General features: G+C 33.8%; 16 protein-coding genes. 11 read left to right on the top strand and 5 right to left on the bottom strand.

Going from position 1 to position 21,059, the window contains the following annotated elements; all coding sequences use genetic code 11:
- Nucleotides 1–119 precede the first annotated feature (119 nt).
- Together DMA14_RS13805 and DMA14_RS13800 are read right to left on the bottom strand one after the other, a co-directional pair.
- The gene (locus tag DMA14_RS13805) at nt 120–947 is read right to left on the bottom strand and encodes a hypothetical protein (RefSeq protein WP_111425201.1); all 828 of its coding nucleotides are present in this window, start codon (nt 945–947) and stop codon (nt 120–122) included.
- A gap of 77 nt (nt 948–1,024) precedes the next feature.
- Nucleotides 1,025–1,768, bottom strand: a complete 744-nt coding sequence (locus DMA14_RS13800) for a DUF3298 and DUF4163 domain-containing protein (RefSeq protein ID WP_111425200.1) — start codon at nt 1,766–1,768, stop codon at nt 1,025–1,027.
- A gap of 104 nt (nt 1,769–1,872) precedes the next feature.
- Between DMA14_RS13800 and DMA14_RS13795 the strand changes: the two genes are divergently transcribed.
- Nucleotides 1,873–3,015 carry a cystathionine gamma-synthase gene (locus tag DMA14_RS13795; RefSeq protein ID WP_111425199.1) on the top strand — a complete coding sequence of 381 codons (1,143 nt, stop codon included), beginning with the start codon at nt 1,873–1,875 and terminating at the stop codon, nt 3,013–3,015.
- 186 nt (nt 3,016–3,201) lie between these two features.
- Here DMA14_RS13795 and DMA14_RS13790 read toward each other — a convergent pair whose 3' ends face one another.
- Nucleotides 3,202–3,993: a THC0290_0291 family protein gene (locus DMA14_RS13790; RefSeq protein WP_111425198.1), complete on the bottom strand. Its 792-nt coding sequence runs from the start codon at nt 3,991–3,993 to the stop codon at nt 3,202–3,204.
- A 327-nt stretch (nt 3,994–4,320) separates the two neighbouring features.
- On the opposite strand from DMA14_RS13790, the gene gdhA reads away from it, so the two are divergent.
- From gdhA to DMA14_RS13765, 5 genes are all read left to right on the top strand, one after another.
- Complete coding sequence (gdhA, locus tag DMA14_RS13785; protein ID WP_111365653.1) at nt 4,321–5,664, top strand: NADP-specific glutamate dehydrogenase; 1,344 nt, start codon at nt 4,321–4,323, stop codon at nt 5,662–5,664.
- A 126-nt stretch (nt 5,665–5,790) separates the two neighbouring features.
- Nucleotides 5,791–8,073, top strand: coding sequence for a type IX secretion system anionic LPS delivery protein PorZ (porZ, locus tag DMA14_RS13780; protein WP_111425197.1), 2,283 nt, complete (start codon nt 5,791–5,793; stop codon nt 8,071–8,073).
- Nucleotides 8,074–8,159: 86 nt separating this feature from the next.
- Nucleotides 8,160–8,873, top strand: coding sequence for a DNA repair protein RecO (recO, locus tag DMA14_RS13775; RefSeq protein ID WP_111425446.1), 714 nt, complete (start codon nt 8,160–8,162; stop codon nt 8,871–8,873).
- A 130-nt stretch (nt 8,874–9,003) separates the two neighbouring features.
- Nucleotides 9,004–12,405, top strand: a complete 3,402-nt coding sequence (gene ileS / locus DMA14_RS13770; protein ID WP_111425196.1) for an isoleucine--tRNA ligase — start codon at nt 9,004–9,006, stop codon at nt 12,403–12,405.
- A gap of 6 nt (nt 12,406–12,411) precedes the next feature.
- Nucleotides 12,412–12,792: a TraR/DksA family transcriptional regulator gene (locus DMA14_RS13765; protein WP_008465297.1), complete on the top strand. Its 381-nt coding sequence runs from the start codon at nt 12,412–12,414 to the stop codon at nt 12,790–12,792.
- A 259-nt stretch (nt 12,793–13,051) separates the two neighbouring features.
- Here the strand turns inward: DMA14_RS13765 and DMA14_RS13760 are convergent, their stop codons facing one another.
- The gene (locus DMA14_RS13760) at nt 13,052–13,432 is read right to left on the bottom strand and encodes a hypothetical protein (RefSeq protein WP_111425195.1); all 381 of its coding nucleotides are present in this window, start codon (nt 13,430–13,432) and stop codon (nt 13,052–13,054) included.
- Nucleotides 13,433–13,467: 35 nt separating this feature from the next.
- A complete protein-coding gene (locus DMA14_RS13755) occupies nt 13,468–13,824 on the bottom strand; it encodes a roadblock/LC7 domain-containing protein (RefSeq protein ID WP_109190909.1) in 357 nt (118 codons plus the stop codon).
- A 181-nt stretch (nt 13,825–14,005) separates the two neighbouring features.
- Here DMA14_RS13755 and DMA14_RS13750 point away from each other — a divergent pair, with 181 nt between their 5' ends.
- From DMA14_RS13750 to DMA14_RS13730, 5 genes are all read left to right on the top strand, one after another.
- Nucleotides 14,006–14,221 (top strand): hypothetical protein, encoded by a 216-nt coding sequence (locus tag DMA14_RS13750; protein ID WP_111425194.1) that lies wholly within the window; start codon nt 14,006–14,008, stop codon nt 14,219–14,221.
- Nucleotides 14,222–14,340: 119 nt separating this feature from the next.
- Nucleotides 14,341–14,937: a lipoprotein signal peptidase gene (locus DMA14_RS13745; RefSeq protein ID WP_111425193.1), complete on the top strand. Its 597-nt coding sequence runs from the start codon at nt 14,341–14,343 to the stop codon at nt 14,935–14,937.
- A gap of 84 nt (nt 14,938–15,021) precedes the next feature.
- On the top strand, nt 15,022–18,180 hold the full coding sequence (locus DMA14_RS13740; protein ID WP_111425192.1) for a UvrD-helicase domain-containing protein: 3,159 nt from the start codon (nt 15,022–15,024) through the stop codon (nt 18,178–18,180).
- Between the two features lie 82 nt (nt 18,181–18,262).
- Nucleotides 18,263–19,456 (top strand): glycine C-acetyltransferase, encoded by a 1,194-nt coding sequence (kbl, locus tag DMA14_RS13735; RefSeq protein ID WP_111425191.1) that lies wholly within the window; start codon nt 18,263–18,265, stop codon nt 19,454–19,456.
- A 113-nt stretch (nt 19,457–19,569) separates the two neighbouring features.
- Nucleotides 19,570–21,033 (top strand): OmpA family protein, encoded by a 1,464-nt coding sequence (locus DMA14_RS13730; protein ID WP_111425190.1) that lies wholly within the window; start codon nt 19,570–19,572, stop codon nt 21,031–21,033.
- Nucleotides 21,034–21,059: the final 26 nt, after the last annotated feature.

Raw genomic sequence — 21,059 nt, 5'->3', positions numbered from 1 at the left:
TTCTGAGATGCTAAGGTTCTAAGTTTTTTTTAATATTCGATTTGTCGTAAGGAAATACGATTTTTTTTCAGCCTCCAGCATACGCTGTGGCTTCTTCTGAATTGCAAAATAAGTCGTCGTCAAATTATGCATCCTAGTTTTTTACAAGCAGACAGTAAATCCAATCGAAATGCGTTTACATTAAAGTCTTCTAGTTTCTTCTGTTTTTCCTCTAGTATTTGAGTTGATTTATATAATAGTTCAAACACATAGGAACAAATTTCTTCTTCTGATGATAACATTTGCAACTTTACAAAATCGGGTTTAACAGTGTAATGACCAACATTATAGGAGTAAAATTCTGTGAATGAAGAAGGAATTTCCACTCTTTTTTGAAATCGAAATGGGTAGGTTTTGTGACTTTCAATTAGTTGAAAATCTATCCAGAGATGTTCCATACAACCGCCATAATCCTTATGTAATTCATTTTCAATACCGCTGATATGCTTGTTGATTACATCGACAATTTTACTTTTGTAATCAGCATCTGTGATGTTTGCATTAAATGATACTCTCAGAGGTTCTTCAGATGGTCTTATACGTTCTTTTGGAAATTCCCGAATTACGCCCATTTTAAATACCCCAATCGAACTAAAATCCATAATTTTAGTGAATGATTTATTTATTATTCCGACTTCCTTTCGATGAAGAATTTTACTAATTTCTTCGATAATATTTGACTTTTTAACTAACGAACTTTTATTTGACGAAATACACAGATAGAGTTCGTCTTCTAAAAAAAAGCTATTTAGTGACTGATTAACTATTTCAGCATTAAAATCTTTGTTAACTCCACAATAAAACCATTTTATATTTTCTTCATTTTGAGCTAATTGTCCTTCTTCGTTAAGCCAATTTGATAAGTGAAATTTACTTTTATAAAATCTAAAGAGTTGTTTTGAATCCATGTACTAATTCTTAGTATAAAATGTGTAGGTGCAAATGTAGTCAATATATATAAAAGAAAGAATATTCTTTCTTTTTATTATTGAAAATTCAAATATTTTTTCACTTCTTCATACGGAAACACAAGTTCTTTTGGGCCGTCTGCGTAAGATGCGGCTTCGTACGAGTTATAATATAAAAGCAAACCTTCAGAGGTGTAAAAAATGTTTTGAGGCAATTGAAATTTATCATTTTCAAACATTAAACCGGTAGCGTTGATGTTGGCTTTTTCTGGAATTTTATATTTTGATCTGAATGTTTTTTCGGCGAAAGTTTTAAACTCGTTTTCGTTTTTAAATAACTGATTATTGAAAATGGTTTTTCCCGTTTTTTTATCGAATAATAAGGATCGATAACCTTGATAACCGTGAGCACCTCCAGTAAAAGTATAATGATCAATTTTAAGATTTAAAATCTGGTCAGATTCAAATTCGACATTTCCAATTATTTTTGCTTCCCAGCCAAAAGTATCGTTTGGAAACTTTTGATGCATTTCTTGGTAGGAGTCAATAAAAGATTTGGCCAATGCTTTGTAGCCATCAACTTTTACCGAATCGTCTTCAAAAAAGACAATCTCTTTAATGACGGCAAATACTTTCTTATTAATGCTGTCTGATGTTACTTTAACATTTTTAGCAATGGGAACTTCTATGGTGATTTTTGGGCAATCATTTTTGCATGGGACAGTAGATTTCTCTTCAAATGTTTCATTCTCAAATGAAAGCTCTTTTTTGCAACTTGTAAAAATCAAACACAAAAAGAGTATAAATAATGAATTTTTCATATCAAAAAGTGTTAATTATCTACAAAGGTAAGAAGTTGTGTCGCGATAAAATAAATTAAGCGGTAAATTTGTAAAAGAATTAAGGAATTTAAATTTATAACTATATGAAATTCAATACAAAAGTAATACACGGCGGACAGCATCATGATCCAAGTACTGGTTCAGTTATGCCGCCAGTATATCAAACTTCAACATTTGTACAAACAAGTCCAGGAAAACCTTTGGCAGATTACGAATACAGTAGAGCTTCAAATCCGACTCGTACTGCTTTAGAAGACGCTTTGGCAAGTATTGAAAACGGAACCCGAGGATTAGCATTTTCGTCTGGTCTTGCAGCTACAGATTGCGTTTTAAGATCGTTTAAAGCCGGAGACGAAATTATTGCGATGGATGATTTATACGGAGGAACATACAGAATGTTCTCTCGTGTTTATAAAGATTCGGGTATTAAATTTCATTTTGTTGATATGACGAATATCGAAAAATTGAAAAGTTTAATTAACGAAAATACTAAACTGATCTGGGTAGAAACGCCAACCAATCCGTTAATGAAATTGGCGGACATTCAAGAAATAGCTAAAATTACTCAAGAGAAAAAAATTCTTCTTGCTGTAGATAATACTTTTGCAACTCCTTATTTGCAAAAACCTCTTGATTTAGGAGCTGATATTGTAATGCACTCTGCAACAAAATATTTGGGAGGACATTCTGATGTTATTGCTGGAGCATTAATTGTAAAAGACGCAGCCCTTGGAGATCAATTACATTTTCAGCAATTTGCAACTGGAGCAACTCTTGGACCAATGGATAGTTTCTTGGTTTTAAGAGGAATTAAGACTTTGGCGTTAAGAGTTCAGAGACATTGTGAAAATGGAGAAAAAGTGGTTGAGTATTTAAGCAAGCATCCAAAAATTAAAACGGTTTATTATCCAGGTTTAAAAAATCATCCGTTTCACGAAATTGCTAAGAAGCAAATGAAAGCTTTTGGAGGAATGGTTTCTTTCGATTTTAAATCAGGCAAAAAAGAAGATTCTATTGCGTTTTTAGAAAAACTGAAAGTATTTACATTGGCTGAATCTTTAGGTGGAGTAGAATCATTGGCCAATCACCCAGCATTAATGACTCACGCTTCTATTCCTGCAGATAAAAGAGCAGAAGTTGGTATAACTGATGATTTGGTTCGATTGAGTGTTGGTATCGAAGATGCTGAAGATTTAATTGCCGATTTGGAACAAGCACTTTCTTAAAAAGAAATTCCAATAAACTAAAATCCCAAATTCCAATTTTGATTACTTTGGAATTTGGGATTTTTATATTTTAGGATTTAAAATTTTTTAGAATATTCAGATACTAAATATGTTTAATGAAAAATCCCAAATTCCATTTTAATAGTTTTGGAATTTGGGATTTTATATCTTGGTTTTTAATTCTTTTTAGAATTCTAAATAGTAGATGTATCCGAAGTTAAACCAAACCTGCCAGTCGTTAGATTTGTTTTCTTTGTAAATGTCTTTATTTGGGTTTAATCCGTCGATCCAGTCTGTGCTGTACATATGAAAACGAGTTTCAAACATTAAATCACTCATGTCAGTCAGTTTGTAATGTACACCTACTGCTGCTGTAGCTGCTAAAGCCATGCCAGTTTCAGTAGAAAAACCATGTGCACGTCCATCAGATGGTGTTAAATATTTTCCTGGAGTATTAGCAGGAAGCGTAATGTCTCCTAAACGCGATCCAACTTTTGCAGAATAATAACTTGCTTGGATACCTAAAGCTCCATACGGACTGAAGCTACCAACTGAGTTTTCGAAATCGTGAATTTTCATAAAAGGGGAAAATTCAATCTGTGCTCCCAAGCTTACTATGCTTGAGCTTGCGTGCATGTTTCTTAATTGCGTAGCAAATAATCCATTAGGTTTATGTTCAACCCATTGGCCATGGTGCTTTAAAGTAGTTTTGCTATAAGACAGATCAGATCTTACTTTAAAATGTTCTGTGAAAAAGTTTTCTCTATTGTTATTGGCAGAGAAGTTAATAAAGTGCATGACTCCAATGCCAAAACCTGTGTTTCCAACATTATTATCAAAGTTGTTTCTCTCTCCAAAATCGGACTGTAAAGTTACTGGTCCTGCATAGATTCCGATCTCTTGGGCTATTCCTTGTGCTGATACAGCAGTTGAGATGCCCAATAAGGCAAGTAATGTGATAAATAGGTGCTTAGGCATTTTTTAGGGGCTTACAAATCGAGGCAAATATATAAAAAACCTAATCGATTCAAAATATTAAATTGCTGTATTGAAAAATAAGTAACAAAATACTTAATTTACTAACTTTTAAAAGGTGATTTGCATGTAAACACCTACATGAAAAATGTGTTTTTTTTGGAATGTTTGAAAAAACCACAAATCGTTTCAAAAAAGTGAAAAATGTAACATCGAATCATTATTTGCTATATCTTTGTCAGTTAAAACGAAAACGTTTTCTTAAACGGGTTTTCTTATTTTTATAAGAGTAAAAATTAAATCTAAATTATCTGAAAATTTATTTCAAAGATGGAACAAAAAATAAATGAGTTTATGGCTCTTGTTGAGTCAAAAAATCCAAATGAGCCAGAATTTCTTCAAGCAGTTAGAGAATTTGCAGAAACTGTAATTCCGTTTATATCTGAGCGTAAAAAATATGATGGAAAGAATATTCTTTTAAGAATCGCTGAACCAGAAAGATCAATAATATTCAGAGTTCCGTGGGTAGACGATAAAGGAGAAATTATTGTAAATAGAGGTTTTAGAATTCAGATGAACTCTGCAATCGGACCGTATAAAGGAGGAATTAGATTTCACCATACAGTGAATCTATCAGTTTTAAAATTCCTTGCTTTCGAACAAGTTTTCAAAAACAGTTTGACAACTCTTCCAATGGGTGGGGGTAAAGGTGGTTCTGATTTTGATCCAGAAGGAAAATCTGATGCAGAAATTATGCGTTTCTGCCAGTCATTCATGACAGAATTATGCCGTCATATTGGTCCAGATCTTGATGTTCCTGCTGGAGATATTGGTGTTGGAGCAAGAGAAATCGGTTATTTGTTCGGACAATATAAAAGAATTAGAAATGAATTTACAGGAGTTTTAACTGGTAAAGGTTTGGCTTATGGAGGTTCATTAATCAGGCCAGAAGCTACAGGATATGGAGTGGTTTATTTTACAGATCAAATGCTTCGTACTATCGGTCACGAGATTAAAGGAAAAAGAGTTGCTATTTCAGGATTCGGAAATGTGGCTTGGGGAGTAGCTTTAAAAGTAAATGAATTAGGAGGTAAAGTAGTTACAATCTCTGGACCTGATGGATACATTTATGACGAAGAAGGTATTTCTGGAGAAAAAATTGACCATATGGTTGAAATGAGAGCTACTGGAGATAATAGAGCAGAAAGATATTTAGAGAAATATCCAAACGCGATATTCCATAAAGGAAAAAGCCCTTGGGAAGTAAAAGTAGATATCGCAATTCCATGTGCTACTCAAAACGAATTAAACGGAGACGATGCTAAGAAATTAATAGATAATGGCGTTTTATGTGTGACTGAAGCTGCGAACATGCCTTCTACATTAGATGCTATTAAACTTTTCTTAGATAATAAAGTATTATTCGCGCCAGGAAAAGCTGCAAATGCTGGTGGTGTTGCTGCTTCTGGATTAGAAATGACTCAAAACTCTATCCGTTTGAACTGGACTAGTGAAGAAGTTGATTTGAGATTGAAGGAAATCATGATCGGAATTCATAACCAATGTAAAAAATACGGTGCTGAAGAAGACGGATATGTGAACTACGTAAAAGGAGCAAACATTGCCGGATTTGTGAAAGTTGCCGATGCGATGCTTGCACAAGGTGTTGTTTAAGATTTATTCACTATTATAAAAATACCCTCGATTATCGTCATAAGATATCGAGGGTATTTTATTTGTGCTAAAAATTAAATAAAATCTTGTTTGTAGTATATTTGCCCTAATCGAATACATTAAATGATGAAAAAAGTATTTTTCTGCAGTTTGTTTTTACTTCTCATTCAGTTGTGCGAGGCACAAGGCAAACTGTCGTGGCAGGGATATTTTTCATTTAATGAAATAAAAGATATTTCGGAGTCAGCTACAAGTGTTTTTGCAGCTTCAGAAAATGCATTATTTTCAAAAAATACGGCGACAAATATTCTTAAAACCACAACCACCGTTGACGGACTATCAGGTCAGACCATTTCTGCAGTTTACTATAGCGAGGCATTCAAAAAAACAATAATCGGGTACGAAAATGGCTTGATGATTTTAATTAATGATCTTGATGGAAGTATTCTAAAAGTAGTTGATATAATTAATAAACAACTGCCAGCAAACACAAAAAAGATCAATCATTTTGTGGAAGATAATGGGCTGGTTTATGTTTCTTGCGATTTTGGAATTGTGCAGTTTAATTTGAAAACTTCACAATTTGGAGATACTTACTTTATTGGTGATAACGGCGCTGAAATAAGCGTTAAGCAAACCACTATATTTAACGGATTTATTTTTGCAGCAACTTCGAGTGGTATTAGAAAAGCAGATAAGACAAATGCTAATCTTATAGATTATAAGCAATGGTCGGTTGTGAATGGCGGAAACTGGTCTAGTGTAGAGGCTTTAGATACTGAGCTTATTGCAATAAATGATTCCGGATATATTCATAGATTCAATTCAAACACATTTGTCGGATTTTTGCAATTGCCTCAGGCAGCCGTCGATACAAGAGCGAAAAATCATAGTTTATTTGTTACAACTGCCAATACGGTTTATGTTTATAATAATCAGATGGTGCTGAACCGACAAATTACAAATTCTCAGGTTTTAGATAATACTTTAAATTTTAGCTGTTCAACGACAGTTGGAAATCAGATTTTTATTGGAACAAAAGAAAAAGGATTATTTGTCTCTTCTCTTAATAATATTACTGCTTTTGAGAATAATACGCCAGCGGGGCCTGTTCGCAACAATATTTTTGCGATTGATGCAGGTTCAAGTGTTTTGTGGGCAGTTTATGGTGACTATAATGTTTCGTATAACCCTTATCCTTTGGATAATTATGGAATCAGCAAGTATAATGCTTCAGGATGGCTGAATATTCCATATTCGGAAGTTTATGATGCAAAATCAATTACAAAGGTTCTTGTTAATCCAAACAATGAAAAACAAGTTTATGCAAGTTCATTTTTTTCTGGTTTGGTAAAAGTTGAAAATGATGTTCCAAGTTTTTTATACAATGAAAAAAATAGCGGTTTAGAATCTTTAACTACAGGAGATCCAAACTATATTGATATCCGTATCAATGCAACAGCATTTGATAAATCTGCAAATCTTTGGGTAACAAACAGCCGAATTAAAAACGGACTCAAAGTTTTAAAAACAAATGGACAATGGGGGAGTTATGCCATGACTTCTATATTAGACAATGCAGGGGAAAGTAATTATTCAAGTTTGGTTATTGATCGAAATAATGTAAAATGGATTGGAACCAATAAAGATGGAGTTGTTGGTTTTAATGAAAATGGTAATGTTTTCAAAAAAATGACTTTTGGAGTTGATGCAGGAAATCTGCCTGTTGCAGATGTTAGAGCTTTAGCTTTGGACACAAAGAATCAACTTTGGATTGGAACAACAAAAGGTTTGAGAGTTTTATCAAATGTTGGAAGTTTTCAGTCGCAAAGTCAGTTAAAAGCAAATGCAATTATTATTATTGAAGACGATTTGGCTCAAGAATTATTATATGAGCAGTTTATTACTTCTATTGTAGTGGATGGTGCAAACAATAAATGGATTGGAACTGCTGATTCTGGAGTTTTTATGGTTTCGCCAAATGGTCAGGAAACCAAATATCATTTTACCATAAATAATTCTCCTTTACCGAGCAATTATATAAGCGATATCAAGATAAATGCTAAAACGGGAGAAGTTTTTATTGCAACCGATAAAGGGTTAGTCTCATTTAACGGAATTGCAACAGATGCAAACGATGATTTGAGTAATGTATATGTTTATCCAAATCCGGTTCGTCCAAATTATAACGGAACAGTAAAAGTTGCTGGATTAATTGATAAAGCAAATGTCAAAATTACTGACATTGCAGGTAATTTAGTTTACGAGACAACTTCTGAAGGCGGAACAATCGAGTGGGATACAACTGCTTTTGGCAAATATAAAGTCGCATCTGGTGTTTACATGGTTTTTATTTCTGCAGAAGATGGAGGAGAAACTAAAGTTAAAAAAGTAATGATAATTCGGTAGTATTCAGTCGCAGTTTTCGGTCACAGTCACGGTTTTTAGTTTTGGATAGAAATCTAAAATCTAAAATCTACAATCTAAAATTAAAAATGCTCGTCAAAACCAAAGCCATAGTAATTTCATCATTAAAATTTCAGGAAAAAAGTTTGATTGTAAAATGCTTTACACTTTCAAGCGGACTGAAATCTTACTTCGTGCGTGATGCTTTTTCTAGCAGAAAGGCAAGTCAGAAGATTGCCTATTTTCAGCCATTTTCGATTTTAGAAATTGAAGCTGTCCATAAAAATAAAGGCACGCTTGAAAATTTTAAAGAAATAAAAATGGCCATTCCATTTCAGAGTATTCATACTGATATTGTGAAAAGTACAATGGTAATGTTTCTTTCAGAAATGCTTCATTATTCCATTCAAGAAGAAGAAAAAAACGAACAGCTTTTTTTGTTTTTGGAAACAGCATTGACTTGGTTGGATCATCATGATGAAATTTCTAACTTTCATTTAACACTCCTTTTAGAAATTACAAAATACCTCGGTTTTTATCCTGATTTGTCAGAGGTTAATCTTCCTTTTTTTGAAATGAATGAAGGTGTTTTTACACTTTTTCAAAATGGAAATGTACTTTCGGAACAAGAAACCAATCTGTTTAAAAAACTCCTTGAATTAAAATTTGATAATGATCAAAAAGTTTTTCATGTTTTGGAAAGACAAATTCTGCTGAGAATTCTGATTGATTATTACAGTTTGCATTTAGAAGGATTCAAAAAACCTAAATCTTTAGAGGTTTTAAAGGAAGTTTTCTCTTAAATCAATAAAAAAGATATTATTTGTTGCGGAATCTACTCAAAATTTCCAAGAATTGGTCTTTTTTACCTTATCTTTTATCTATTTTCCTCAAAATTCCTTACTTTCGCACCTCGTTTAAGAAAAGGATAAAATGAGTACAAAATTTACTGAATACAAAGGACTTGACTTACCAACTGTAGCGTCTGAAGTTCTTGATTTTTGGAAGAAAGAAAATATATTTGAAAAGAGTGTAACAACTCGCGAAGGTGCTGAGCCTTTCGTATTTTTTGAAGGTCCGCCTTCAGCAAACGGATTACCTGGAATTCACCACGTAATGGCACGTGCGATTAAAGACATTTTTTGCAGATATAAAACTCAGAAAGGTTTTCAAGTAAAAAGAAAAGCCGGATGGGATACTCACGGTTTGCCTGTAGAATTAGGTACCGAAAAAGAATTAGGAATTACAAAAGAAGATATTGGTAAAACGATTTCTATCGAAGAATATAACGAAGCGTGTAAAAAAACCGTTATGCGTTATACGGATGTATGGAATGATTTGACCGAAAAAATGGGGTATTGGGTTGATATGGAAGATCCGTATGTGACTTATAAACCAAAATATATGGAATCGGTTTGGTGGCTTTTGAAACAAATCTATGATAAAGGTTTGTTGTATAAAGGTTATACTATCCAGCCGTATTCTCCAAAAGCGGGAACAGGATTGTCTTCTCACGAAGTAAATCAGCCTGGTGCTTATAGAGATGTAACTGATACTACTATTGTAGCGCAATTCAAAACTTTACCGGAAACGCTTCCGAGCTTTTTACAAGGTTTTGGAGATATTCATATTTTAGCTTGGACAACAACGCCTTGGACACTTCCGTCAAACACAGCTTTGACAGTTGGGCCAAAAATCGATTATGTTTTAGTAAAAACATTCAATCAATATACTTTTGAGCCGATTAATGTTATTTTGGCTAAAAACTTAGTTGGAAAACAATTCGGAAAAGGATATTTCGTAAGTGAAGACGACGCTGATTTTGACAATGTGAAAAACGGTGACAAAAAACTTCCGTACAAAATCTTAACTGAGGCAAAAGGAGCGGATTTAGTAGAAATTCGTTATGAGCAATTATTGCCTTATGTATTGCCATATCAAAATGCTGAAAATGCATTTAGAGTAATTTCTGGAGATTTCGTTACAACAGAAGACGGAACAGGAATTGTACATACAGCTCCAACTTTTGGTGCAGACGATGCTAAAGTAGCAAAAGAAGCAAAACCAGAAGTACCGCCAATGTTGGTTCTTGACGAAAACGGAACAGCTGTTCCTTTAGTTGATTTGCAAGGGAAATTCACTTCTCATGTAGGTGATTTGGCTGGTAAATATGTTAAAAACGAATATTACGATGCAGGACAGGCTCCAGAGAAATCTGTAGATGTTGAAATCGCTATTCGTTTGAAAGAAGAAAACAAAGCTTTTAAAGTTGAAAAATACGTGCACAGTTATCCACACAGCTGGAGAACAGACGAGCCGTTATTATACTATCCTCTAGATTCATGGTTCATCAAAGTAACCGATGTAAAAGATAGAATGTTCGATCTGAACGAAACTATCAATTGGAAACCTAAATCTACTGGTGAAGGACGTTTTGGAAATTGGCTTAAAAATGCCAACGATTGGAACTTATCTCGTTCTAGATATTGGGGAATTCCGTTGCCAATTTGGAGAACAGAAGATAAAACAGAAGAAGTTATTATCGGTTCTGTTGAAGAATTGTACAATGCAATCGAAAAGTCAATCGAAGCAGGTTTCCAAAAAGAAAATCCATTTAAAGGGTTTGAGATTGGAAATATGTCTCAGTCGAACTATGATTTAATTGATTTGCATAAAAATGTTGTTGATGCTATCACTTTGGTTTCAGCTTCTGGAAAACCAATGAAGCGCGAAAGTGATCTAATCGACGTTTGGTTTGATTCTGGAGCAATGCCTTATGCACAATGGCACTATCCTTTTGAGAACAAAGATAAAATTGATGGAAACAAAGATTTTCCAGCGAACTTCATTGCCGAAGGAGTAGACCAGACACGTGGATGGTTCTATACCTTACACGCTATCGGAACTTTGGTTTTTGATAAAATTGCATACAAAAACGTAGTTTCAAACGGTCTTGTTTTGGATAAAAATGGAATTAAAATGTCTAAGAGTAAAGGAAATACTATAGACCCATTTAAAACCATTGCGGAAAACGGTCCAGATGCTACACGCTGGTACATGATTATGAATGCAAATCCGTGGGATAACTTGAAGTTTGACCTTGAAGGAATTGCTGAGGTTAAACGTAAATTCTTCGGAACACTTTACAATACCTATTCGTTCTTCTCGTTATATGCTAACATCGACGGATTTAAATATGCCGAAGCTGAAATTCCGTTAAACGAAAGACCAGAAATCGATCAGTGGATTATTTCTGAATTACATTCGTTAATCAAATTTGTTGACGAATGTTATGAAGATTACGAACCAACAAAGGCAACAAGAGCCATTTCTGACTTCGTTCAGGAAAACTTAAGTAACTGGTACGTTCGTTTATGCCGTCGTCGTTTCTGGAAAGGAGAATATGCTAAAGATAAAATTGCAGCTTACCAAACGCTTTATACTTGTTTATTAACTATAAGCAAACTTAGCGCTCCAGTTGCTCCATTTTTTATGGATAAATTGTACAGAGATTTGACAGCATCTACGGGAACCGAGGATTTTGCTAGTGTTCACTTGGCAGAATTCCCAAAATTTGTCGAAAACTTTGTTAATAAAACGTTGGAAAGCAAAATGCAGAAGGCGCAAACGATCTCATCTTTGGTTTTATCACTGCGTAAAAAAGAGATGATTAAAGTTCGTCAACCTCTGCAAAAGGTAATGATTCCAGTACTTGACGAGAACCAGCGTGCTGAAATCGAAGCAATTTCTGATCTTGTAAAAGCTGAAGTAAACGTTAAAGAAATCGAACTTTTGGACGATGCTTCTGGTATTTTAGTGAAGCAGATTAAGCCTAATTTTAAAGCTCTTGGGCCACGTTTCGGAAAAGACATGGGCTTGATTTCTAAGGAGATACAAGGTTTTTCTGCGGATCAAATCAATCAGTTGGACAAGCAGGGAACGCTAGATATTGTTATTGCAGGAAATAGTGTAACTTTATCATTAGAAGATGTAGAAATTACATCACAAGATATCGAAGGATGGTTGGTTGCTAATTCAAACGGAATAACAGTTGCGCTTGATATTACTCTTACCGAAGAATTAAAAAATGAAGGTATCGCTAGAGAATTAGTTAATAGAATACAAAACATTCGTAAAGATTCAGGATTTGAGGTTACGGATAAGATTAAAGTTCAAATAAAACGAGACGGTATTTTAGAAGATGCAGTTTCAAAAAATGAAGACTATATTAAGTCTGAAACATTAACAGACGAACTGGTTTTTGCTGACACGTTAGAAAACGGCACAGAAATTGAGTTTGATGACATTAGAACCATTATATTAATTTCAAAATAGTAGAAAATGATAGATGAAATTATTAGATACTCAGATGCAGATTTAGCAGAGTTCAAAGAGATAATCCAAGCAAAAATTAAAAAAGCACAAGAAGATCTTGATTTGATCAAAAGTGCCTATATGAACGATTTGAATAACGGAACTGACGATACTTCTCCAACTTTTAAAGCTTTTGAAGAAGGAAGTGAGACCATGTCAAAAGAAGCAAACTCTCAGTTGGCTATCAGACAAGAGAAATTCATTCGCGATTTAAAAAATGCTTTATTCCGTGTAGAAAACAAAACATACGGTATCTGCAAAGTAACAGGTAAATTAATTAGCAAAGAAAGGCTTAAAATCGTTCCTCATGCTACAATGAGCATCGAAGCTAAAAACTTGCAGAGATAATTATAAAATATCTTTAGATAGAAAGAAAACGCTCCTAAAAAGGGAGCGTTTTTTTTGTTTAATGTTTAATGAAGTTCAGATTTGCTGATGCAAATTACTATTGAAAGAAATTATTTATAATTAGTCAAAATAAAACAATTTTTGCAATGCTGTATTTTGTAAGAATTTAATAGGTGAAATTACCTAAGAATTTTTTGGAATAAGCTAAAAAAAACCGTCTTGATAAAGACGGTTTTTTAAAAGTAAAGTTGTTGCATTCTTACGCTAGATTTTTTTCAACGTCTGCTTTGTGTTTTCTTAAAATAGCTCTTGTCATACCTAAATTTGCTTTTGAAGCATCAGCTGCAAGATAGATCATGAATTTTTTGTTAGGAGAAATGTCGATAATGTGAATTTGATTCGATAATGTAATCAAAATATCTTCGATGTCCTGGTTTAAGTTAAGTGCTTTTACAGCGCTCAATTTAGCTTTTACAACTTCTAAGTTGTACGCTGCGGCTAATTCAGGATCAAAACTTGGATCGATAGTTAAATTTCCAAAGCTTAATCCAGATTCGATCTCTGTTACTGCTACAGCGATAAAGCCGTTTACGTTAGTTTTCATTTCGTTTAAAAACACGTTTAAAAAATCATTGCTCATAGTTCATTTGGGTTATTTGTTAATAGAATTTTATGTTATTTCAATAGAGAATTTTTGCTTAATTCAACAGAGACTTCTTCTGTGGAGCGCATTAATAATGCTAGATTGCTTCCTTCTTTAGAAAAAGCAACAATAAAATTAGAACCGCTTATTTTGTTTCCAACAATAACGCCTTCAGCGCTTTTTAGGTATAATTGTTTTAGAGAGCCTTTTTCTAAATCAATTAAAAATTTTTCGCTCATAGATAAAATAGCTGCACTCATTGCGGCAATACTGTCGCCATAGTCAAGATTTAAGGAAGTGATAAGTTTTCCTTTTCCGTTCAAAATTAATGCAGCAGTAGATTTTGTGCTGACAAGAAAGTCGTTTAGTGTAGTTGTGATTTCATTCATGATTTTGTAGGATTTTGGGAGGAATGTTAAATTTAGTTTGTGTTGGTATTCGTTTTCAAAAATTAATGCAAGTTATCCTAAACAAGTGTTAATTTTTATTAACAAATATAAATTAAATTATGTATCATTGTAGTACCAAATCAGTAATAATTTTAATTATTTACGACGAAAAACTTACATTATGGCTAAAGTATTGAAATTCAAGGAAGTAAACTCTGATGTAGAGCGCAGAATGAAAGAATTTGAAAAACTGCGTGTTAAATTTAAAGCAGATGTAAAAAAGGGCGAAGCTAAGAAACTGGCTGCCGGAAAAGAGAGCAAAGGAATCTTTAAGTCGATTTCAGATTTTTTCTCCGACAGTCCAAAAACACCAGCAAACGCTGCTGTAAAAAAGTAAACTTTACCAGGTTTAGATTAGCAGATAAACTTGTTTAGTTTGTTAGAAAAGAATTAACGCTCCTTTAGGAGCGTTTTTTTTGATTTAATTGTTATTTTTGCCCATCAAAAAATCATAAAATGTCATTACGAAAAGCGTATTTCCTTATATTTCTAGTTTTAATTGTTGATCAGCTTTCTAAAATTTATGTCAAAACAAATTTCGTTCTTGGTGAAGAAGTTGTAATTGCTGATTGGTTTAGAATTCATTTTATTGAAAATGAAGGAATGGCTTGGGGAACAAAAATACCAGGAGAATACGGAAAACTTATTCTAACGGTTTTCAGAATCTTTGCTGTTGTTGGAATTGGCTGGTGGCTTTCTGATTCGATTAAAAAACGTCATTCTACATATTTAGTAGTTGCTATTGCATTAATCTTTGCAGGAGCGGCAGGAAATATTATCGATTCTGTTTTCTACGGAGTTATTTTTGACGACAGTACTCACAACCTTGCAACAATTTTTTCTCCAGCTCCTTATGGAACGTGGTTTCATGGTTTGGTTGTAGATATGTTCTATTTTCCTATTTGGGAAGGAAATCTTCCGGGATGGCTTCCGTTATTTGGCGGGAAACATTTTGCTTTCTTTAATGCTATTTTTAATGTGGCCGATGTAGCAATTTCTACAGGTGTAGGAATACTTTTGGTTTTTAACAGAAGAGCTTTTCCAAAACACTAATTTTATCGATTTCTCATTTTTATTTGATTTTTTAATTAATAATGCGCTAGAAGTGCTATTTTTACGATATAAAAAATCAAAACTATGCAAAGTCCGTCTTTTTCCATTTATGATGCTTCTGCGGGATCAGGAAAGACGTATACATTGGTAAAAGAATATTTAAAAATTATTCTTTCTTCTCCAAAAAATGATGCATATAGAAATATTTTAGCCATAACTTTTACTAATAAAGCGGTTCATGAAATGAAAAGCCGTATTGTTGGAAATCTATCTGAATTTGCAAAAGACGATCCGTCTCCAAAAGCGGCTGATTTGATGGAAGATTTGTCTCGTGATACAGGGCTTTCGATCATTAAAATTAAAACCAAATCACAACAAATTATTAAGCACTTAATTCATAATTACGCTGCTTTTGATATTTCTACAATTGATAAATTTACTCATAAAGTTATCCGCGCTTTTGCACACGATTTAAATCTTCCAATGACTTTTGAGGTTACTTTGGATACCGAAAACTTATTGGTTGAAGCTGTTGATGCCATTATCGCACAAGCTGGTGAAGATGAAACTTTAACCAAATTGCTCATCGATTTTACAATGGAAAAAACCGATGATGATAAAAGCTGGGATATCTCGCGCGAAATTCTCGATACAGGAAGATTGGTTTTGAATGAGAATAATCGAAATGAAATTCTGCATTTTCAAAACAAAACAATCGGAGAGTTTGTCGAAATTAAAAAGAAAATGCAGGCGCTTTGCAAAGAACTGGAAGAAACTAATGAAGGTCTTGCAATAAAAGCAATTGAATTGATTGATAAAAACGGAATCGATCCAAAATCATTTTCAAGAGGAACTTTTCCAAATCATCTGCAAAGTATTAGGGACGGGAAATTTAATCCGAAAAATAAAACCTTTCATGAGTTTGATGATATTGCGATTAATAAAACGGCAAAAGACCGAGCTTTAATCGAAAATATCATACCTGAACTTCTTCAGATATTGAAAGAGATTTATCAGAATTTCGAAAAAAGAGATTTTTATAAAGCCTTTCTAAAAAATATTACGCCACTTTCCTTGTTGAATACTGTTAGTAATGAACTTGCAAAAATTCAATCGGAGCAGAATGTCTTATCTATTTCAGAATTCAACGCAATAATACATCGTGAAATTCAGAATCAGCCAGCTCCTTTTATTTATGAACGTTTGGGAGAGCGTTATCGAAATTTCTTTATTGACGAATTTCAAGATACATCAGAAATGCAATGGCAGAACTTGATTCCGCTGATTGATAATTCGCTTTCTGGTTTGGATGATTTTGGTAATAAAGGAACTCTTATGATTGTTGGAGATCCGAAACAATCTATTTATCGCTGGCGCGGAGGAAAAGCAGAGCAATTTATAGAACTGAGTAAAGAAGAGGTAGCTTTTTTTCATCATGAAAAAGTAGTAAAGCATCTCGATACAAACTATAGAAGCTATAGCGAAGTGATTGAGTTTAACAACGCTTTTTTTAAATTGATTTCTAGTGAATTTTTAAATGAAGATTATAAGAATCTGTACGAAAATCATAGTTTTCAAAACACGAATTCAAAAAAAGGCGGTTATGTAAACATTTCATTTCTTCCAATTATTGATAAAAATGACTTTGCAGATGAAGACGATGTGGTGGAGAAATCAGATTTGTATGTTTTGGCAACTTTAAATACGATTCAGGAAGTGGTTAAGCAAGGTTTCGAATATAAAGATATTGTAATCCTGACTAGAAAAAGAGATCAGGGAATTGCAATTGCTAATTATTTGACGGAACAAGGAATTCCGTTGCTGTCTTCAGAAACATTGATGATTCAGAATGCGTCAGAAGTTCGTCTGATCATTCATCTCCTTAGATATTTAAATAATAGCTCAGATCTAGAATCAAAGGCTAACTTTTTGCATTTCTTAGCTTCAACGAAAGATTTGTTAATGCCAGTTCATGATTTTATTGCGATGGGAATGAATCATCGATTTGAAAAAGAATTTGAAGAATGGCTTTTAACATTTGATGTTTCTTTTTCTTTTGAAGATGTTCGAAAAAAATCTTTGTACGAAGCGGTTGAAATTATCATTTCTAAATTTATTCTTCCATCAGAAGGAAATGCTTATGTACAGTTTTTTCTAGATATTGTTTTGGAAAGAGATATTAGAAACCAGGCGGGAGTTTCAGATTTTTTAGTTTTTTGGGATAAAAATGCGGAAAAATTTAGCATTCCTTCTCCTGAAGGAAATAACGCTGTTCGAATCATGACCATTCATAAGTCAAAAGGTTTGGAATTTCCAGTTGTAATTATGCCTTTTGCAGATGAAGATTATAATCGAAAACCAAAAGATAAGTTATGGCTGGACACGGAAGAAATAGATTTGGGAGTTCCAAAAGCTTTAGTGGATAATAGTAGTGCGGTTGAAAGTTTTGGAGAAAGCGCATCGGCAGTTTTTAATTTAAAAAAACAAGAAGAGCTTTTAGATAATATAAATGTGCTCTATGTTGCTCTGACTCGTGCTGAAGAGCAATTGTATGTGATTTCTCAATCGCTAAAAGCTAAAAGTGATGGTGAATATCCGAATAATATGGCTTCCTTTTTTATTAAGTTTTTGATTCATGAAGGAGTTTATGACGAAGAAAAATTCAATTACGAATTTGGAAATAAGGCTAGGTTGTCAAAATCTTCAAAAACAATTGACATGGTTAAGTCTATTCAGATTGTGAAAGAAGTTTTAAATCCTAAAAATATTAAAATTGCCCAACGCGAAGCTTTAATGTGGGGAACGCATCAGCAGGAAGCGATTTCTTATGGAAACATTGTTCATGAGATTTTGGCTTTTGTTAAAGATAAGTCGGATATTGATTTGGCTGTTACAAAATCACTTGAAAATGGTTTGATAACTTATGATCAAAAGGATCAAGTACTGCAGACTTTGAAGGAAATTGTAAATCATCCAGAGCTTAATATATGTTTTGATGGAAATCACACGGTTCTCAATGAGCAGACTATCGTTCAGAAAGAAGGAAGAATTTTAAAGCCTGATCGAATTGTATTTCTGGAAAACAAAGAGGCTTATTTGTTGGATTATAAAACTGGAGTGTCTAATGCCAAATATCTGCAGCAAATTCAGGAATATCAGGACGCAATTGAAGATTTAGGGTACACAGTGTTAAAAAAAGCTCTTGTATATATAGGAGAGGAAATTGAAGTAGTAAATTTGTGAAAAAATTAATCAGATGTTAAAGAAAAAACGAAGCTTAATTTTGGTTAAGTTGTTAATTTTTAACGTTTTAAATAAATAAAAAATGTACGGTAAAATAAAAGAACATCTGCAAAAAGAATTGCAGACGATTGAAGAAAATGGAATTTTCAAAAAAGAGAGAATTATTACTTCTCCACAAGGTGCTGAAATCACAATTTCAACTGGAGAAACAGTATTGAACTTTTGTGCGAATAATTATTTAGGGCTTTCTTCGCATCCAGAAGTAGTGCAAGCAGCAAAAGACGCAATGGATACGCATGGATTTGGAATGTCGTCAGTGCGTTTCATTTGCGGAACACAGGATATTCATAAAACATTAGAAAAAAAGATTGCAGATTTTTACGGTACAGAAGACACTATATTGTATGCAGCTGCTTTTGATGCAAACGGTGGAGTATTTGAGCCTTTATTAGGAGAGAATGATGCAATTATTTCAGACAGTTTAAATCATGCTTCTATTATTGATGGAGTTCGTTTGTGTAAAGCAGCTCGTTATCGTTATGAAAATAATAATATGGAAGATTTAGAGCAGCAGTTGATTAAAGCTAATGAAGCTGGGACTCGTTTTAAATTGATTGTTACTGATGGGGTTTTCTCTATGGATGGTTTAGTGGCGCCATTAGATAAAATTTGTGACTTGGCAGATAAATACGATGCAATGGTAATGGTTGACGAATGTCATGCTGCTGGTTTTATTGGAGCTACAGGAAAAGGAACTCTTGAGGCAAAAGGAGTAATGGGGAGAGTGGATATTATTACCGGAACTCTTGGAAAAGCTTTGGGAGGAGCAATGGGAGGATATACCACCGCTAAAAAAGAAATTATAGAATTGTTGCGTCAACGATCTAGACCTTATTTATTTTCAAATTCATTAGCTCCTGCAATTGTCGGTGCTTCAATAAAAGTATTTGAATTGTTAGAAAAAGATACAGCGCTTCGTGACAAACTAGAATGGAATACCAACTATTTTAAAGAAGGTATGAAAAAAGCAGGTTTTGATATTATTGACGGAGATTCTGCAATTGTTCCAGTTATGCTATACGATGCAAAATTATCTCAGACAATGGCAAACGAACTTTTGAAACAAGGAATATATGTTATTGGTTTTTTCTTTCCGGTAGTTCCTAAAGAGAAGGCTAGAATACGTGTACAGCTATCTGCAGCACATGAAAAAGAACACTTGGATAAGGCTATAAATGCCTTTACAGTTGTCGGTAAAATGTTAAAAGTTATATAATTACCACTTCCGTTAAATTTTTGTAGGTTTTTTTTAACATTTCATTTTGTATTTAAAAAATTTGGTGTTACTTTTGCTTGTAATTAACTAAATTGTAATTAAAAAAATTAAGTATGAAACATCTTAACAAACTTTTAGTTGCTGTATTGATGGCGATGGGTTTAAGTTCTCACGCGCAAGACAGTAACAATCCATGGGCGATCTCTTTCGGGGTTAATGCTGTGGATACTAGAACAAGTTCAGGTGCTGGTCATGGTTTCTTTGACCAACACTTTTCTCAGCCATTCGCTGTAAAAGACAACTGGAATATTCTTCCTTCTCTATCTTACATTGGTGTAAATAGATATGTAGGGCATGGTTTCTCAGTTGGTTTACAAGGGTCTGTAAACAAAATTGATAAATATGTTGTTTTTGATTGGACACACGCAGGTGTTGATGGAAGAGGTAACTATGTTACTAATCCTGGAGATTTAATGTATTATGGAATTGATGCTACTATCAAATACAGTTTCCAAGAATTAATCAAATCTAAAGTGGTTGATCCTTCGTTATCTGTAGGTGGTGGTTATACTTTCTTCGGAGACAGCAGCTACGGAACAGTTAACCCAGGAGCTGGTGTTACTTTCTGGTTTACTGATGCTATTGGATTAGAGTTATCTACAAGATACAAATGGTCTGTTAGTGGTGATAGAGAAGATGCTAATGGTACTCCTGATGCACCATCTCATTTCCAACACATGGCAGGTTTAGTTTTCAAATTCGGAGGTAAAGATACTGACGGAGACGGAATCTATGACAAAGACGATGCTTGTCCAGATGTTGCTGGTTTAAAGCAATTCAACGGATGTCCTGATACTGACGGAGACGGAATCGTTGATGCTTCTGACGCTTGTCCAGATGTATTTGGTTTGGCTGCATTAAACGGATGTCCTGATACTGACGGTGACGGAATCGCTGATAAAGATGACGCTTGTCCAGATGTTGCTGGTTTAGCTGCTTTAAAAGGTTGTCCTGATACTGACGGTGACGGAATCGCTGATAAAGACGATAAATGTCCTACAGTTGCTGGTCCTAAAGAAAATGGTGGTTGCCCATTCTTAGATGCTGATAAAGATGGTGTTGCTGACAAAGATGACGACTGTCCTACAGTTGCAGGTCCTGCTAGTAACAGAGGATGTCCAGAAGTAACTTCTGAGGCGTTAGAAGATCTTAAAGTTCAAGCTAGAGCGGTATACTTCAACTCAGGAAAAGCTACTTTCAAAACTGGTGACAAAGAAACTCCAGCTAGATTAGATGCTATTAAAGAAATCCTTAAAAACTATCCAAACGCGAAATTCTCTATCGAAGGACACACAGATAGTACAGGTTCTGCTAAAATCAACCAAAAACTTTCTGAAGACAGAGCTAAAGCTGTGTTAGATGCATTAGTTCAAAGAGGTGTTAACCCAGAGAACTTAGAGTCTAAAGGATTTGGATCTAGCCAACCAGTTGCAAGTAACAAAACTGCTGCAGGTAAAGCACAAAACAGAAGAACTGAAATTAGACACATTGGTTCTAAATACCAAGGTAAACTATAATTAGTTTTCTAAATAAATATGAAAAG

The organism is Flavobacterium sharifuzzamanii, assembly GCF_003254585.1.
In the GTDB taxonomy this organism is placed as follows: Bacteria; Bacteroidota; Bacteroidia; order Flavobacteriales; family Flavobacteriaceae; genus Flavobacterium; species Flavobacterium sharifuzzamanii.
Note: the sequence above shows the minus strand (reverse complement) of the source record. Positions and strands in the feature narration are given on the sequence as shown.